Raw genomic sequence first — 15584 nt, 5'->3', positions numbered from 1 at the left:
TCGACCCCGCCATGGTGGGTGCCGTGAGGGTGAACCCACGTCAATCCGGAGCCGGTTCACTCCAAAGGGTGGGTTTGACTTGACGGTGCCCCACTGGAACCAGCTAGAGCACCACGCGGCCCCGCAGTATCACCCGCTGCGGGGCGCCCAGCACCCGTACGTCCGCGCGGGGGTCGGCGTCGTAGAGCACCAGGTCGGCCGGGGCGCCCTCCTCCAGGCCCGGCCGGCCGAGCCATGCGCGTGCTCCCCACGAGGCGGCGGACAGCGCCTCCAGGGGCGGGATGCCGGCCTTGACGAGCTCGCCGACCTCCTGGGCGACCAGGCCGTGCGGCAGTGCGCCGCCCGCGTCGGTGCCGACGTAGACGGGGATGCCGGCGTCGTGGGCGGCGCCGACGGTCTCGTAGCGGCGGGCGTGCAGGCGGCGCATGTGGTCGGCCCACTGCGGGAACTTCTTCTCGCCGCCGTCCGCGAGCCGCGGGAAGGTGGCGATGTTGACGAGTGTCGGCACGATGGCCACGCCCCGTTCGGCGAAGAGCGGGATGGTCTCCTCGGTCAGTCCGGTGGCGTGCTCGATGCAGTCGATGCCCGCCTCGACCAGCGGGGCGAGGGTCTCCTCGGCGAAGCAGTGCGCGGTGACGCGCGCGCCGAGGCGGTGCGCCTCGGCGATCGCGGCCTCGACGGCGCCGCGGGGCCAGCAGGCGGCGAGGTCGCCGGTCTCGCGGTCGATCCAGTCGCCCACGAGCTTGACCCAGCCGTCGCCCCGGCGGGCCTCGCGCGCCACGTACGCGACGAGGTCCTCGGGCTCGATCTCGTGGGCGTAGTTGCGGATGTAGCGCTTGGTGCGGGCGATGTGGCGGCCGGCACGGATGATGCGCGGCAGGTCCTCGCGGTCGTCGATCCAGCGGGTGTCGGCGGGCGTGCCGGCGTCGCGCAGCAGCAGGGCTCCGGCGTGCCGTTCGGTCAGGGCCTGCTTCTCCGTGGTCGAGTCGTCGACGGCGCCATGGGCGTCGAGCCCGACGTGGCAGTGGGCGTCGACGAGTCCGGGCAGCGCCCAGCCGCGGAGGGTGGTGACGTCGTGCGCGCCGGCCGGCCGGTCGTAGGTGATCCGCCCGCCGACCACCCACATCTCGTCGCGCACCCCGCTCAGGGGGTCCGGACCGGTCAATATCCGTCCCTTGATGTGCAGCACCGGTGCCGCTGCCGCGCTGTCGTTCATGGAGGCCATGCACGCACTGTACGAGCCGTTGCGCCCCCGGGCGCCACCCCCCGGCCCGCCCGTTCGCCGGGAGGAGGGCGGCTCCGCCGCGCGGCGGAGGAGGTCCGCCGTGTGGGCCGAGGCGCCGGCCGCGGCGGCGCGGAAGCCTTGATGGCATGACGCACGTCCTCGCCCCGTCCCGGCCCAGCGCCCCCGCCACCGCCCGCCGTCTGCTGCGGGCCGTCGCCGTCCTGGCCTGTGCGCCCTACCTGACGCTCAAGATCGCCTGGTTGTGCGGCAGCCGGGCCGGGATCCCCGACGGCAGTCCGCTGCTGACCGACGACGTGATGCTGAAGGCGATCAACGCGGCCACCGTCGCGATGGACCTGTGCGTGATCGTGCTCGCCCTCCTGCTGACGCGGCCCTGGGGCAGGCGGGTCCCGGCGTGGCTGCTCGTGCTGCCGATGTACGGGGCGGCCGGGCTGCTGACGCCGATCATGGTGGGTTTCCCCGCGCAGCAGGTGCTGCGCGCCGTCGGTGCCGGGCACGGCGCGACGCCGGCGAAGGCGGCCGAACCGTTCCTCGCCGACTGGGTCTTCCGCGTGGTCTACGGCGGCTTCATCGTCCAGGGGCTGTGCCTGGGCGCCCTGTTCGCGCTGTACGCCCGCGACCGCTGGGGCCACCTGTGGCGCGGGCGCACGGGGGAGGCGGGCCGTCGCGCCCGGGGCCGTGGCGAGCGGCTGCCGGCGCTGGCGGCGCTGGCGCTGGCCCCGCTGCCGCTGGGGGTGCACCTGGTGTGGGCGACCGGGTCGACGATCGGGCTGCCCGCGCGGATCGCCGCCGGCCGCCATGCCGAAGCCGCCGTCCTGGATGCCGCCTTCGTGCTCGCCGCCGCGGCCGCCGCGGCCGGGCTGGTGCAGTTCCTGCGGCGCCGTGGCGGCGGCTGGGGGCTGCGGACGGCGCTGCTGTGCACGGCCGTTCCCTCGGCGGCGCTCAGCTGCTGGGGCGGCTGGCTGATCGTCGCGGCGCTGACCTCCCCGGACCGGCACGACCGGGCGGCCACCCCGCTGATGCTCGTCACCTACGCTGTCCAAGTGATCATCGGACTTCTGGTGCTGGCCGCCGGCGCCCGCTACTTCACCCGGCGGGCGGCAGCGGCCCCGGCCCGTACGCGGTGAGGGTCGCCCTGACGGGCCTCCTGGGGCGCCGTGCCCGGCTGCGCTGGGTGCACCTGCTGCTGGGCGGCGCCCTGCTCATGCCGTACTACCTGCTGACCAACACCGTGCTGTCGGTGTTCCTGCCGACGACCAACGTGTTCATGAACCCCAGCGTCCGCTGGCAGTTCGGGGCGCTCCTGCTCGCCCTGCCACCGGCCGCCGTCACCGCCCTGCACCCGCTCGCACGGCCGCTGGAGAGCGGTGCCGCGCGGGCGCTGCTCGTGCTGCCGGCGGACGGGCCGGCCGGCGGCCCGGCCCGCACCTGGGCGGCGCGGGGGCGCACGGCACTGTGGTACGCGCTGCACCTGCTGGCCGGAGGCCTGGTCAGCGGCATGTCGCTGGCCGCACCGCCGGCCGCCCTGGTGCTGCTCGCACTGCCGGTCCTCGGCCGGCCCTGGCGGACGCACGACGTGGCGTGGCTCCAGGTCTTCGACGGGCCGGGCGCGGCGCTGGCGCCCCTGGCCGGGGCCGCGCTGCTGGCGCTGATCGTCGTCACCTCGTGGGCGGTCGGTGGGCTGCTGGCCCGCTGCGCACCCGTCCTGCTGGGCCCGACCGCCGCCGAACGGCTGGCCGCCAGCGAGCGGCGCGCCCGCGAACTGGCCCTGCGCAACCGGCTGGCGCGGGAGTTGCACGACTCGGTCGGGCACGCGCTCAGCGCCGTGACGCTGCAGGCCGGCGCCGCGCGCCGGCTGCTGGAGAGCGACCCCGTGTTCGTCCGCCAGGCGCTGGAGGCGATCGAGGAGACCACCCGCGCGGCCGTCGGCGAACTCGACACCGTCCTCGGCCTGCTGCGCGAGGACGGCGCCGCGCAGCACTCCCCCGCCCCCTGCCTGACGGACCTCGACGGCCTGCTGGAGCGCACCCGTGCCGCCGGCGGCACGGTGGAGGCGACCCTGCCCGCCGGGCTGGGGGCGGTGCCCCCGCACGTCTCCCGCGAGGCGTACCGCATCGTGCAGGAGGGGCTCGCCAACGCCCTGCGGCACGCGGGCCCGGTGCCCGTACGGCTGCTGATCACCACCGACGACGACCACGTGGAGGTCACCATGGACAATCCGCTGGGGCCGGGCTCCTCCCGGCGCCGCGGCGGCGGCCGGGGCCTGCCCGGCATCGCCGAGCGCGCCCGGCTGCTGCGCGGCAGCGCCTCGTGGGGCGCGGACGGGGACGGCTGGCGGCTGGCGGTGCGGCTGCCGCTGCGCGGGGACGCCCGGTGAACGCGCGCCCGGTGCGCATCCTGCTGGCGGACGACGAGCGCCTGGTGCGTACCGCCCTGCGGGCCGTCCTGGGGGCCGAGCCGGGGCTGGAGGTCGTCGGCGAGGCCACGACGGGCGCCGAGGCGGTCTCCCTCGCCCGCGAGGTGCGCCCCGACGTCGTGCTCATGGACGTACGGATGCCGCAGGTCGACGGCATCCGCGCCACGGAACTGATCCTCTCGGGCATGGAGGCCCCGCCGCGGGTGGTGGTGCTCACGACGTTCGAGAACGACTCCTACGTCTACGACGCGCTGCGCGCCGGCGCCACCGGCTTCCTGCTCAAGCGCGCGGGCGCGGACGAACTCGTACGCGCCCTGCACCTGGTGGCGCACGGCGACTCGCTGCTGTTCCCCGCCGCCGTACGAGACCTGGCCGCCGCCCACGCCGGGCGCGGCGCCCGGCAGGCGCGCGCGGCCGCCCTGCGCGAAAGGCTCTCGGAGCGGGAGGCGGACGTGCTGCGCCTGATGACGACCGGCATGACCAACGCCGAGATGGCCGACCGCCTGGGGGTGGGCGCCGCCACGGTCAAGACGCATGTGGCGGCCGTCCTGGCCAAGCTCGGCGTCCGCGACCGCACGCAGGCCGTCATCGCCGCCTACGAGAGCGGCTTCGTCACCCCGGCCGGCGAGCGGTGACCCGCCGGCACAGGCGCCCGCCGGGTCATGGAACCGTAAAGGGACCTTGCGCGTTACCCGGGTCATGACCGCTATGACACCCGGCTCGAACCTGCCGCTCTCCGTCTCCCGCGTGACGGTGGACGTCACCGCCCCGGTGCGGCTCGACGTTTCGGGCCTGCTGCTCGCCCCCAACGGCAAGGTGCGCTCCGACGACGACTTCGTCTTCTACAACCAGCCCACCGGCCCGGGCGTGACCCACCGTGCCGCCTCCGGCTCCTCGCCCGACGCGATCACCGTCGACACCGCGGCCGTGCCCGCCGGGATCGACAAGATCGTGGTCACGGCCAGCCCGGACGCCCCCGGGGCGACCTTCGCCGGCATCGAGCCCACGGCGACCGTGCGCAACGCGGACGACGGCACCGTGATCGCCACCTTCACGCCGCCGCGGCTGGCGACGGAGACGGCACTGGTGATCGTGGAGGTCTACCGGCGGGGCGACGCCTGGAAGGTGCGGGCGGTCGGCCAGGGCTACGCCGACGGGCTGGCGGGCATCGCCACGGACTTCGGCGTGAGCGTGGAGGAGCCGGCGGCACCGGCGGCCGTCGCCCCCGCGGCGCCCGCGACCCCGGTCGCACCCCCGGTCCCCGCCGCGCCGCCCGCCATGCCGGCTGCGCCCGCCGCGCCCGGCAAGGTGAACCTGGACAAGGGCCGGGTCAGCCTCCGCAAGAACGAGACCGTCTCCCTCGTCAAGAACGGCCAGCCGCTGATGCGTTCGGTGCGCATGGGCCTGGGCTGGGAGCCGGCCTGGAACGGCCGGGCCATCGACCTGGACGCCTCGGTCATCGCCTACGGCCCCGACCGCAACATGATCGACGCCTGCTACTTCGGCCGCCTGCAGATCCTCAACGGCGCCGTCCAGCACTCCGGCGACAACCTCACCGGCGAGGGCTCGGGCGACGACGAGTCGATCACCGTGCACCTGGGCGGCCTGCCGCCGGAGGTCACCGGCCTGGTCTTCACCGTCAGCTCCTTCACCGGCCAGAAGTTCACCGAGGTCGCCAAGGCGTACTGCCGGCTGCTCGACGCGCAGACGGGCGAGGAGCTCGTCCGCTTCGACCTCACCGGCTCGGAGCCGACGACGGGCGTTTTGATGTGCAAGTTCATCCGCCAGTTCTCCGGCGAGTGGGAGATGACGGCGATGGGCGAGTTCGTCAAGTCCAAGACGGTACGGGATCTGGTGAAGCCGGCCGCCCAGGCGCTGTGACGCCGCCCGCCGGGCCGGTCAGCCGCGCCAGCCTGCCGTACGAGTCCAGCAGCGCGGCCCTGTCGTAGGAGCCGGTGGTCACCAGCACCTCGTCCGCCCCGGTGCGCCGCACCAGGTCGGCGAGGGCGGCGGCCACCTCCTCCTGCGTCCCGTGGACGTGGCCCGCGAGCGAGGACTCGTACAGCTCCCGCTCCCGGTCGGTCATCTCCAGCGCCGCCACCTCCTCGGCCGGCACCAGCGGCGGGAAGACCCCGTGCGTCCGGGAGCGGGCCAGCGCCCACGCCTCCGGCATCAGCAGCCGCAGGGCCGCCTCGCGCGTGTCCGCCACGGCCACATTGCCGGCGACGACCACGTACGGCTCCTGCCACCACACCGACGGCCGGAAGCCCTCGCGGTAGCGCTCGATCGCGGCGAGCGCCGCGCCCTCCCGCTTCAGCCCGCCGATCACCAGCGCGGCACCGGCGCGGGCGGCCACGTCGGCACCGGCGTCGTTGGCGAGCACGAACACCGGCAGGCGCAGCCCCTCGGCGGGACGGGCGTGCACACCGGCGTACGGCAGCGGGTCGCCCGTGAACCAGTCGGCCAGCTCGGCGAGCTGCGCGCCGAAGTCCCCCATCGCCTCCTTGCCGGTGCCCAGCGCCCGCCGGATGCCGTCGGTGAAGCCCACGGAACGCCCCAGGCCCATGTCGATGCGCCCGGGGAAGAGCGACTCCAGCACCCCGAACTGCTCGGCGACCACGAGCGGGCGGTGGTTGGGCAGCATCACGCCGCCCGTGCCCACCCGGATCCGCGAGGTCGCGGCGGCGACGGCCGCGGCGAGCACCGTGGGCGCGGACCCCGCGACGCCGGGCACACTGTGGTGCTCGGCGACCCAGAAGCGGTGGAAGCCCAGCGCCTCGGCCTGCTGCGCGAACCGTACGGTGTCGCGCAGCGCCTCGCCGGGCGGGCGGCCGCGGCGGGTGTGGGAGCGGTCCAGTACCGAGATCCGAAGGCTCACCCCCACGTCAACAGCGGCTACCGCCCAGAATTCCCCCGGCCGCCCTGGTGGCGCCAGGGCCCGGTGATCGCCAGCATGATGCCCGGCTCCTGGATGTTGGCGAACAGCGTCCGCCCGTCGGGGGAGAACGTCACCCCCGTGAACTCGCTGTACTCCGGCTTGCCGGGCGTGCCGTTGTCGAGCTGGTTGCGGGCGATCGGGTACGTGCGCCCGTCGTCGAGCACGCCGAACAGGTGCTGCAGACCCTGGCCGTCCTCGGCTATGACCAGGCCCCCGTGGGGGGAGACGGTGATGTTGTCGGGGCCGTCGAAGGCACCCTCCCGCTCCGGGTGCTCGTTGACGCCGAAACGGACCTTGAGGGTCAGGGTGCGGTGGCCGGGGCTGTAGAACCACACCTGGCCGTCGTGCCGGACCGGGCTCTCCTCGCGGGCGTAGGACGACACCACGTACACGCCGCCGTCGCCCCACCACATCCCCTCCAGCTTGCGGGCGCGGGTGACCCGGCCGTTCGCGAACTGCTTGCGCACGGAGACCTTGCGCGCGTCGCGGTCGGGGACGTCCACCCAGTCGACGCCGTAGACCGTGCCGGGGCGCGTGGCACGCGAGAGGTCGTCGACGAACCGGCCGCCGGAGTCCACGCATCGGAACGCCTGCAGGACGCCGGCGTCGTCGGCGAGCGTGCGCAGCCGGCCGTGCCCGTGCCGGAAGCCGTCCGGCGGCGTCCAGCGGTAGAACAGGCCGTTGGGGGTGTCGGCGTCCTCGGTCAGGTAGAGATGGCCGCGGCGCGGGTCGACGACGACGGCCTCGTGGGCGTAACGACCCAGCGCCTTCACCGGCTTGGGGTCGCGACAGGCGCGGCGGTCGTGCGGGTCGACCTCGAAGACATAGCCGTGGTCCTTGGTCATGCCGTGCTCGCCGGCCTTGTCCTCGGTCTCCTCGCAGGTCAGCCAGGTGCCCCAGGGGGTGGCGCCACCCGCGCAGTTCGTGGAGGTGCCCGCGATGCCGACCCGTTCGGCGACGTGGTCGCCGTGCCGGGCGACCTCCACGACGGTGCAGCCGCCGGCCGCGGCCGGGTCGTACACCAGCCCCTCCGCCAGCGGCACGGGGTGCTTCCAGCCGGCCCGCGGGCCCTTCAGCTCATGGTTGTTGACCAGCACGGTGCTGCCGCGCGGGCCCTCGAAGGCGGCCGTGCCGTCGTGGTTGGAGGGCGTGTACTCCCCGCTCTCCAGCCGGGTGACGCCGCTGTGCGTGACGATGCGGTACGTGAAGCCCTCGGGCAGGGCCAGGATGCCGGCCGGGTCGGGCCGCAACGGCCCGTACCCCACCGCGGCGGGCGCGGCGAGCGCGCCGGGCGCGCTCGCCAGCACCCCGGCGCTGCCGGCCAGCGCCACCCCGGCACCGGCGAGGGCGGATCGTGCGGCGAACTCTCTTCGACTGAGGGTCATCTGCGCCTCCAGAACCGGACGAGCGGCGGGCGCCGCCAACGATCCCGTTCCCCGGAGAACGCCCCGTGAACACCCAACGAAGCGACGGGTAAGCCTGGTGCCGGCCGGTGCGGCGGAAAGTCGCACACGGACCCCGCGCGCCGGGGCGCGGCACCACGGCGCCCCGTAAGGGGCGCGGGGAACTGCGCGATCGGCCACGGACGGCCTGCAGCCGACACCGCACCTGCGGGAGCGTCGTGGCTTGTCGCGCCCACGCGGCGGTAGCCGCAGATCGATACCGCCCCGCGCCCCTTCGGGGCGCCCCCGCGCTACGCGCGGGAGCGGGCCTTGAAGGCCGCCTTGCGGGCCTGCTTGGCCGCCGTCTTGTCGGCCAGCAGCCGGCCCATCGCCTCCAGGACGTCGCCGGTCGCCGGGTGGTCCACCTTCCAGGCCGCGTCGAAGAAGCCGCCGTGCCGGCTCACCACCGACTCGGTGAGCTCGCGGAGGTCCTCCTCGTCCTCCTCGGTCGTGGCCGAGTCGAGCTGGGCGGCGATCGTGTCGACGGTCAGCCACAGGACCGTCGCCGCGTCCGGCTCGGGGACGTCGGTGATGCCGCGCTCGGCGAGCCAGACGCGGGCCAGGCCGCCGAGATGCGGGTCGGTGACGGCCTCGCGCAGGGCGGGTTCGGCCTCGGGGCCGGCGAGGGCGAGGACCTGCTGGCAGGCCAGCCGGCGCCCGGGGCCCTCCGCGTCGTCGCCGCGTGCGGCGGCGAGGAGTTCGCGGGCCGCGTCGAGGTCGCCGCGGCGCTCCAGCCACAGGCGGGCCTCGGCGTGTGCGGCGCCCCGGGGGTGGTGCGGCAGGGCGGCGAGCAGTTCGTCGGCGCCGGCCTCGGCGAGGTCGCCGACGGCGGGCGCGTCGATGCCGGCGTCGAGCATGCGGGCGCGCACGGCGAACAGGCCGAGGGGGGTGAGGGCGACCATGCCGTAGCGGCTGACGTCCTCGTCCTCGGGCAGGTCGGAGGAGATGCCGTCGACGGACTCCTTGATGTGGCCCTCGCCGTCGACGACCTCGATGAGGGATTCGTCGACGGGCCGGTAATGGACGATGCCGGTGGGCTCCAGGATCCGGAACTGGTCGTCCAGGCGCATCATCGCCTCGGAGACCTCCTCCAGCACCTCGTCCGTGGGCTCGTCCATGTCGTCCGGCACGATCATGGACGCGGCGAGCGCGGGCAGCGGCACGGGCCGCTCGGGGGAGCCCTGTTCGAGGGCGGTGAGCAGGTAGAGGTTGCCGAGGACGCCGTCGAGGAAGTCGGCCTCCTCCTCGGGGTTCCAGTCCAGGGCGTCGAGGTCGAGGTCGCCGTCCTCGGCGGAGCCGGTGAGCTGGTCGACGAGGTCGGCCAGGTCGGGGGCGGCGGCGTCGGCCAGGACGGTCTCCAGGCCGCCGAGCCACAGCTCCAGCACGTCCCGGGGGCTGCCGGAGGTGAGCGTGGCCAGCTCCTCGCCGGCGGCGGCGGTGCCGGCGGGCTCGTCGCCGGTGGCGTCGGCGGCCTCCAGGGCCTGCTCGGCGGCGGGGTCCTCGGTGAACTCCACCATGCCGGTGTCCAGGGCCAGCTGCCAGGCCTCGGCGGTGTACGCGGTGCCGTTCTCGTCGTCGTCGAGGCCGAGGAGTTGCGCGGCGGTGTGCAGTTGGCCGGCGAGGAGTTCGCCGTCGCGGCCGACCGGGGTGCCCTCGCCGGCCCAGCGGGCGAGGCGGGCGGCGCGGGCGAACAGCGGCGCGCCGAGCGCGTCGCGGGCGAGCTCCGCGTCGGAGGGCAGCCGCACCGGCGGCATGGTCGGGCGCTCTGCGGACATCAGGGGGGTCAACTCCTCGTCGGGCGGCCGTACCGGGCCGGACCGGGTTCACTGTCGTCGGCCGGGATCCGCTGGATGTACGGCCCCGGTGCCGGGGCCAAGCCTAGACGGCGCCGGTGTCCCACCCGTCGTTCACCGGGCCGTCACCGGGCCCCGATAGGATCCGGCCGCGTTCCGCCCCGCCCGGCGGGTGAGGTGACGGACGGTCCGGTGTGGGCGAAACCCTTGACAACTGACCCGTCCGCACCGGAAATTGACGCGCGTAGATTGCGTGTCGACCCCACAACGGCTAGTAATCACCTCGCACCATTTTTGGCCAGACCCGCACCATCCGTGATCATCCGTGATCAATCGCCGGTCGGGTCCTGACGCATGCCGTTGTCAGGGCCCTGACCAGCGGCTGTTCGCCACCCGAGCACACCCCACCCCCCTGGCCGACGCATGGCCGGCGCCCGACCAGCGCCGATCCGACCACTCCCACCCGGAGGACCTCGTGCTGCCCAGCCGCAACCGCCGCAGCCTGACCGGACGCACCGCGACCGTCGGCTCCCTCATAGCCGGGGCGCTCGCCGCCGGGCTGCTCTCCCCCGTGAGCGCGAACGCCGCGAGCGCCGACGCCGCCCCCGCAGGCACCCGCATCCACGACATCCAGGGCACCACCCGCCTCTCGCCGTTCGCCGGCCGCCAGGTCGCCGACGTCCCCGGCGTCGTCACCGCCGTCCGCGCCTTCGGCTCCTCGCGCGGCTTCTGGGTCCAGGACACCCGGCCCGACCACGACGAGGCCACCAGCGAGGCGGTGTTCGTCTTCACCGGCTCCACCACCCCCGCCGTCGCCGTCGGCGACGCGGTGCTGGTCTCCGGCACCGTCACCGAGTACTACCCCGGCGGCGAGGCCGCGGGCGGCCAGTCGGTGACCCAGATCACCAAGGCCACCGTCACCGTCACCTCCTCCGGCAACGCCCTGCCGGCGCCCGTCGTGCTCAGCCCCGCCACCCTCCCGGACCGGTACGCCCCCGACGCCCACGGCGGCTCCATCGAGAACCTCCCGCTGCGCCCGGCCCGCTACGCCCTGGACCGCTACGAGTCCCTGGAGGGCATGCGCGTCGAGGTCCGCAACGCGCTCGTCACCGGCGCCACCAACGACCACCACGAGCTGTGGGTCACCGCCGAGCCCCGCCACAACCGCACCGCCCGCGGCGGCACCCTCTACGGCTCGTACGCCGACCCCAACGCCGGCCGCGTCAAGGTCGCCTCGCTCATCCCCTTCGCCCAGCGCCCCTTCCCCGTGGCGAACGTCGGCGACGAGCTGACCGGCACCACCACGGGCCCGCTGGACTACGACAACTTCGGCGGCTACACCCTCCAGGCCACCGCGCTGGGCACCCTCACCGACCGCAAGCTGCAGCGCGAGACCACGCGCAAGCAGAAGGACGGCGAACTCGCCGTGGCCACGTACAACGTGGAGAACCTCTCCCCGAAGACGCCGCAGCCGAAGTTCGACCGCCTGGCGACGGCCCTGGTCGACAACCTCGCCTCGCCCGACGTCGTGGCGCTGGAGGAGGTCCAGGACAACAGCGGCCCCGCCAACGACCACGTCGTCGACGCCACGCAGACGCTGACCAAGCTCACCGACGCCATCAAGGCCGCGGGCGGCCCGGCCTACCAGTGGCGGCAGATCGACCCGGTCGACGGCCAGGACGGCGGCCAGCCGGGCGGCAACATCCGTACCGCCTTCCTCTTCAACCCCGCCCGCGTCTCCTTCAAGGACATCCCCGGCGGCGACTCCACCACGGCCGTGAAGGTCACCCGCGCCGGCGGCAAGGCCGCCCTGTCCGCCTCCCCCGGCCGCATCGAGCCGGGCGAGGCCGCATGGGCCAACAGCCGCAAGCCGCTGGTGGGCCAGTTCTCCTTCCGCGGCAAGGACGTCTTCGTCGTCGCCAACCACTTCAACTCCAAGGGCGGCGACCAGAGCCTGGAGGGCCGCTTCCAGCCCCCGGCCCGCACCTCGGAGGTGCAGCGCACCCGGCAGGCGCAGCTCGTCAACGGCTTCGTCAAGCAGCTGCTCGCCGCCGACCGCAACGCCGAGGTGGTCGTCGCCGGCGACCTCAACGACTACCAGTTCTCCCCGGCCCTGGGGGCCCTGACCGCCGGCGGCGTCCTGACCGACCAGGTCACCCGCCTGCCCCGCCAGGAGCGCTACGGCTACGTCTACCAGGGCAACTCCCAGGTCCTGGACCACATCCTGACCAGCCGCCGCGTGGGCTGCGTCGACTACGACATCGTCCACATCAACGCCGAGTTCGCCGACCAGGCCAGCGACCACGACCCCCAGGTGCTGCGCTTCAGGCCGTGACCTGCCCATAAACGCGAGCGGCCGTACGGCGGGGCACCCCGCCGTACGGCCGCTTCCTGCTCTCCGCCCGCGTCAGTCGTTGCTGTGCAGCATCTCGTTCAGGCCGCCCCAGCTGCTCTTGTACGGGTGGGCCTCGACGGCGCCCGTGGTGGAGTTGCGGCGGAAGAGGATGTTGCTGGCGCCGGAGAGGGTGAGGGCCTTGACGACCTCGCCGTCGGGCAGGGAGACACGGGTGCCGGCGGTGACGTACAGGCCGGCCTCGACGACGCAGTCGTCGCCGAGCGCGATGCCGATGCCGGACTCGGCGCCCAGCAGGCAGCGCTCGCCGATGGAGATGATCTGCTTGCCGCCGCCGGAGAGGGTGCCCATGGTGGAGGCGCCGCCGCCGATGTCGGAGCCGTCGCCGACGACGACGCCCGCGCTGATGCGGCCCTCGACCATGGAGGTGCCCAGGGTGCCGGCGTTGAAGTTGACGAAGCCCTCGTGCATGACGGTGGTGCCGGCGCCCAGGTGGGCGCCCAGGCGGACGCGGTCGGCGTCGGCGATGCGCACGCCGGAGGGCGTGACGTAGTCGGTCATCCGCGGGAACTTGTCGACGCTGGTGACCTGCAGGTGCAGGCCCTCGGCGCGGGCGTTCAGGCGGGCGCGGTCCACCTGGTCGACCGGGACGGGGCCGAGCGAGGTCCAGGCGACGTTGGCGAGCAGGCCGAAGATGCCGTCGAGGTTCTGGCCGTGCGGCTTGACCAGGCGGTGGGAGAGCAGGTGCAGGCGCAGGTAGACGTCGTGCGTGTCGAGCGGCTTGTCGTCCAGGGAGGCGATGACCGTGCGGACGGCCACCACGTCGACGCCCCGGCGGGGGTCCGGGCCGACGGCCTTGACGGCGGCCTCGCCCAGCAGCTCGGCGGCGCGCTCGGCGTCCAGCACCTCGGTGCCGGCCGGGCCGGGGGCCTCGGTCAGCTCGGGGGCCGGGAACCAGGTGTCGAGGACGGTGCCGTCCGCGGCGACGGTGGCGAGGCCGGCGGCGACGGCGCCGGTGGTGGTACGGGGAGCAACTGCATCGGTCATGTGCGAAAACCTAACCGGACGGGCCCGCCGAAGGCGAACCGGCCGTCCGCGGCGCGGGCCGCCGGGGCCGCCGGTCGCGTCACGCGGATGGCGCACCGCACCAGCCGGACGGCCCCGCCCGCGTCGCACTCCGGAAATAGTCGACATATCCATAGGGAGGGCGGCCCCCGGGACAACGCTCCCGGCCCGGGGACCGCCCGACCCGCCGGACCTCTCCGAACGGTTCCCGTCGCACCGGCCCCCCGAACGGAAAACAGCATGACACCGCTCAGACGCCGTCTGATCGCAGCCCTGTCCCTGTCCGCCGCGCTGACCGTGCATCTCGCCATCTACCCGGCCACCGCCTCCGACCCCGAACCCGGCCGGGCCGCGCACCTGGCGCCGCTGGAGCGCACCGCGGGCGAGCGGGTGCCCGGGCACTACATCGTGACCCTGCGCAAGGGCTCCAGCCCGCGGACCCTGTCCGCCGCGCTGGGCGTGGTGCCCGACCGCGTCTACACCCACTCCCTGACCGGTTTCGCCGCCACGCTGACGCCCCAGCAGCTGGAGGCGGTGCGCAGCTCGCCGGACGTCGAGGCGGTGGAGGAGGACGCGGTCTTCGCCGAGGCGGACCGGCCCGTCGCGGCCGGCGCCCGGGCCCCGACCGACTCCTGGGGCCTGGACCGGATCGACCAGCGCTCGCTGCCGCTGAACGGCCGGTTCGACGTGAGCGGCACCGGCGCGGGCGCCACCGCCTTCATCCTGGACACCGGGATCGACTACTCCCACCCGGACTTCGGCGGCCGCGCCCGCCGGGGCGCCGACCTGGTCACCCAGGGCGGCGACGCGAGCGACTGCGCCTCCGGCAGCGGCCACGGCACCCACGTGGCCGGTGTCGTGGGCGGTGCGACGTACGGCGTGGCACGGCGGGCGACGCTGGTCAGCGTCCGGGTGCTGGACTGCCAGGGCCGGGGCAGCACCTCGGGCATCCTCTCCGGGCTGGACTGGGTGGCCACCAACGCCCCGACCGCCTCCGTCCTCAACGCCTCCCTGGTCGGGCCGCTGTCGCGGAGCATGGACTCCGCCGTGGACAACGTCGCCGCCCGGGGCGTGCCGCCGCTCGTCGCGGCCGGCAACAGCAACGACAGCGCCTGCGCCCACTCCCCCGGCGCGGCGCTGACGGCCCTGGCGGTGGGGGCGACCAACCGCATGGACCAGATGACGGACTTCACCAGCTACGGGCCCTGCGCCCGCATCATGGCGCCGGGCGAGGACATCGTCTCCGACCGCGTGGGCGGCGGCTCGACCATCAAGAGCGGCACCTCCCAGGCGACGCCCTTCACGACGGGCGTGGCGGCCCTGTACAAGGCCCGCAACCCCTCGGCGACCTCGTCGGCGGTCATCAACTGGCTGCTCGCGCAGTCCACGAAGGACACGGTCACCGACCTCAAGCCGGGCACCCCGAACAGGCTGCTGTACACGGGGAACCCGTAGGAACGGCGGCAGCCCGCCTCCCCGCGGTTGCGGGAGGGCGGGCTGCCGGGTGTCGTGCGGGAGCGACCGGGGCTCGGACGTTTCAGACGTTGAAGCCCAGCGCGCGCAGCTGCTCGCGACCCTCGTCGGTGATCTTGTCGGGGCCCCACGGCGGCATCCAGACCCAGTTGATGCGCAGCTCGTTGACGATGCCGTCGGTGGCGGACTTCGCCTGGTCCTCGATGACGTCGGTGAGCGGGCAGGCCGCGGAGGTGAGCGTCATGTCGAGGGTGGCGATGTTGGCGTCGTCGATGTGGATGCCGTAGATCAGGCCCAGGTTGACGACGTCGATGCCGAGCTCGGGGTCGACGACGTCGTAGAGGGCCTCGCGGACCTCCTCCTCGGTGGCCGGCTTGGTCGTGGTCTCTGCGTTGTCGCTCATGCGGTCTTCCTCTCGGACAGCGCCTGCGCTGTCGCGTCCTTCCACGCCATCCAGCTCAGCAGGGCGCACTTGACCCGCGCGGGGTACTTGGAGACGCCGGCGAAGGCGACGGCGTCCTCCAGCACCTCCTCCATGGCATCGTCCGGCTCGATGCGGCCCTTGGACTGCATCAGCTCCAGGAAGGTCTCCTGGATCCGCCGGGCCTCGTCGAGGTCCTTGCCGACCAGCAGCTCGTTGAGCACGGAGGCGCTGGCCTGGCTGATGGAGCAGCCCTGGCCCTCGTAGGAGACGTCTTCGATCGTCTCACCGTCGAGCCGCACCCGCAGCGTGATCTCGTCGCCGCACGTGGGGTTGACGTGGTGCACCTCGGCGTCGCCGTCGCGCAGGCCGCGCCCGTGCGGATTCTTGTAGTGGTCCAGGATGACGTCCTGGTACATCGAATCAAGCTTCACAGT

13 protein-coding genes are annotated in these 15584 nt (G+C 74.2%); 6 read left to right on the top strand and 7 right to left on the bottom strand.

Annotation, left to right across the window (positions count from 1 at the left end; genetic code table 11):
* Positions 1-103 precede the first annotated feature (103 nt).
* Positions 104-1216 carry an amidohydrolase family protein gene (locus AC27L3_RS19315; protein WP_487235350.1) on the bottom strand — a complete coding sequence of 371 codons (1113 nt, stop codon included), beginning with the start codon at positions 1214-1216 and terminating at the stop codon, positions 104-106.
* A 155-nt stretch (positions 1217-1371) separates the two neighbouring features.
* Between AC27L3_RS19315 and AC27L3_RS19310 the strand changes: the two genes are divergently transcribed.
* The 4 genes from AC27L3_RS19310 to AC27L3_RS19295 all read left to right on the top strand — a co-directional run bounded on the left by AC27L3_RS19310 (position 1372) and on the right by AC27L3_RS19295 (position 5543).
* Positions 1372-2373 (top strand): hypothetical protein, encoded by a 1002-nt coding sequence (locus tag AC27L3_RS19310; RefSeq protein ID WP_487235280.1) that lies wholly within the window; start codon positions 1372-1374, stop codon positions 2371-2373.
* Positions 2370-3623 (top strand): sensor histidine kinase, encoded by a 1254-nt coding sequence (locus tag AC27L3_RS19305; protein ID WP_487235279.1) that lies wholly within the window; start codon positions 2370-2372, stop codon positions 3621-3623. Before AC27L3_RS19310 ends, AC27L3_RS19305 begins: the two co-directional genes overlap by 4 nt.
* Positions 3620-4297, top strand: coding sequence for a response regulator (locus tag AC27L3_RS19300; protein ID WP_487235278.1), 678 nt, complete (start codon positions 3620-3622; stop codon positions 4295-4297). Before AC27L3_RS19305 ends, AC27L3_RS19300 begins: the two co-directional genes overlap by 4 nt.
* Positions 4298-4361: 64 nt before the next feature.
* Complete coding sequence (locus AC27L3_RS19295; RefSeq protein WP_487235277.1) at positions 4362-5543, top strand: TerD family protein; 1182 nt, start codon at positions 4362-4364, stop codon at positions 5541-5543.
* Here AC27L3_RS19295 and AC27L3_RS19290 read toward each other — a convergent pair.
* From AC27L3_RS19290 to AC27L3_RS19280, 3 genes are all read right to left on the bottom strand, one after another.
* Entirely contained in the window at positions 5491-6540 is a 1050-nt protein-coding gene (locus AC27L3_RS19290; protein WP_487235276.1) for an MsnO8 family LLM class oxidoreductase, read from the bottom strand. The two genes, AC27L3_RS19295 and AC27L3_RS19290, sit on opposite strands and share 53 nt — an antisense overlap.
* Before the next feature lie 17 nt (positions 6541-6557).
* Positions 6558-7985 (bottom strand): alkaline phosphatase PhoX, encoded by a 1428-nt coding sequence (locus AC27L3_RS19285; protein ID WP_487235275.1) that lies wholly within the window; start codon positions 7983-7985, stop codon positions 6558-6560.
* A gap of 308 nt (positions 7986-8293) precedes the next feature.
* Entirely contained in the window at positions 8294-9817 is a 1524-nt protein-coding gene (locus tag AC27L3_RS19280) for a hypothetical protein (RefSeq protein WP_487235274.1), read from the bottom strand.
* 496 nt (positions 9818-10313) lie between these two features.
* On the opposite strand from AC27L3_RS19280, the gene AC27L3_RS19275 reads away from it, so the two are divergent.
* Positions 10314-12170: an endonuclease/exonuclease/phosphatase family protein gene (locus AC27L3_RS19275; protein ID WP_487235349.1), complete on the top strand. Its 1857-nt coding sequence runs from the start codon at positions 10314-10316 to the stop codon at positions 12168-12170.
* Positions 12171-12242: 72 nt separating this feature from the next.
* Here AC27L3_RS19275 and dapD read toward each other — a convergent pair whose 3' ends face one another.
* A complete protein-coding gene (dapD, locus tag AC27L3_RS19270; RefSeq protein WP_487235273.1) occupies positions 12243-13235 on the bottom strand; it encodes a 2,3,4,5-tetrahydropyridine-2,6-dicarboxylate N-succinyltransferase in 993 nt (330 codons plus the stop codon).
* A 258-nt stretch (positions 13236-13493) separates the two neighbouring features.
* Here dapD and AC27L3_RS19265 point away from each other — a divergent pair, with 258 nt between their 5' ends.
* Complete coding sequence (locus AC27L3_RS19265) at positions 13494-14708, top strand: S8 family peptidase (protein WP_487235272.1); 1215 nt, start codon at positions 13494-13496, stop codon at positions 14706-14708.
* Positions 14709-14790: 82 nt separating this feature from the next.
* Here the strand turns inward: AC27L3_RS19265 and AC27L3_RS19260 are convergent, their stop codons facing one another.
* Together AC27L3_RS19260 and sufU are read right to left on the bottom strand one after the other, a co-directional pair.
* Entirely contained in the window at positions 14791-15129 is a 339-nt protein-coding gene (locus tag AC27L3_RS19260; RefSeq protein WP_344436998.1) for a metal-sulfur cluster assembly factor, read from the bottom strand.
* Positions 15126-15581, bottom strand: a complete 456-nt coding sequence (sufU, locus tag AC27L3_RS19255; RefSeq protein WP_487235271.1) for a Fe-S cluster assembly sulfur transfer protein SufU — start codon at positions 15579-15581, stop codon at positions 15126-15128. The genes AC27L3_RS19260 and sufU overlap by 4 nt, the downstream gene beginning before the upstream one ends.
* Between the last annotated feature and the right edge of the window lie 3 nt (positions 15582-15584).

This window comes from Streptomyces sp. PKA51 (genome assembly GCF_057552455.1).
Note: the sequence above shows the minus strand (reverse complement) of the source record. Positions and strands in the feature narration are given on the sequence as shown.